Source organism: Streptomyces sp. NPDC025793, from assembly GCF_055558375.1.
In genome coordinates this window covers 1-1,132 of sequence record NZ_JBVHMR010000165.1, presented here as the reverse complement: position 1 = coordinate 1,132, position 1,132 = coordinate 1, and the positions used below count along the sequence as shown (strand labels likewise).

Here is a 1,132-nt window from a genome sequence, read left to right as displayed (position 1 = left end):
CGACGCTCTCCAGCAGGAAGGTCACGGTGTCGTAGACGGCGCGGACCTGGAGGCGGACCGAGGCGTCGCCGAGCTTGTGGCGCGTGCTGCCGAGGGCAACCCCGGACCGAGAGCGCCTGTGACGTCGAGTCGGCCCGTCGCACTCGCCCACGGCCACGGCCGTCGCACTCGCCCACGGCCACTGCCACTGCCACTGCCACTGCCACTGCCACGGCATACGCCGCCGATGCCGGGCAACGGCTGGGATTCATCCGCAGTGGAACCCGAACAGCGATCACGACAGGCAATTGCTGTGCACCACGGCAACGGCGACGCAACGTTCTCCGGCGACCCGGACGGCGGCCCTGGTCACCCCGGAGACGTTCAGGGGTGCCGGCCGGCGTGCGGTACGGCGACTCGGCGGCCTCCTCCAGCGCCGCCACCGGGCGCCGACTCGGCGCCGAAACCGTCAAAGCGACCGGACACTTCGGCAACACCACCGCCGCGCCCCCGCCGTCGCACACCCCCGCGTCTTCCGCGTCATCCGCATCCTCCCGGCTCGGAGCCCTCCAGCCCCAACAGCCTGAGGTGGATGCCGCAGAGGCTGCCGGTGCGCGTCGCAGCCCCAGCGACAACGGTTCGGCGGCAGAGGACCTACTGCCACCAAGACCAGCCGAGTGACCGAGCGGTCGTCAGCTGCCATCGTCAGCGCCCGGAAGCATCGAACTGGGCTGGTTCCCAAGGGATTTGGGAACCAGCCCGGCTGCCGTACGAGTCTGGAGCGGGTGCAACGACCGCCGACAGAGGGGCCGAGCCGCCGACCGCCGCCAGGGTCTGTCGTCACATTCCCGTCGTCCGCCCGAAGGGCGGGCCGCGCGGCGTCCGGTGCGTGCAGCCGCACGGCGGAGGAGGGAGCCGACGCGTGGGGGCCCCTCCCGCCCGAGCGAAGCCGAGCGCGGGGAAGTCGGCGACCGACGACAACACGGCTGGGGGTGCCCCCCCTCTGGGGGGAGCGCGTGCCAGACGCCGCACGGCAGGCGGGAAGGTGACGACAGGCCCTAGGTGTGCTGTCCCGGGACGTTGGTGACAGGCGACACGCTTTGAGCGGTCCTTGAATGAGGTGAGGGCCTCTGGGTTCGGTGTGGATTGCGAG

1 protein-coding gene is annotated in these 1,132 nt (G+C 71.6%); it reads right to left on the bottom strand.

Going from position 1 to position 1,132, the window contains the following annotated elements; genetic code table 11:
• On the bottom strand, positions 1–217 hold a 217-nt coding region (locus ACZ4MF_RS49095), incomplete at its 3' end, for a hypothetical protein (protein ID WP_467500973.1).
• Positions 218–1,132 lie beyond the last annotated feature (915 nt).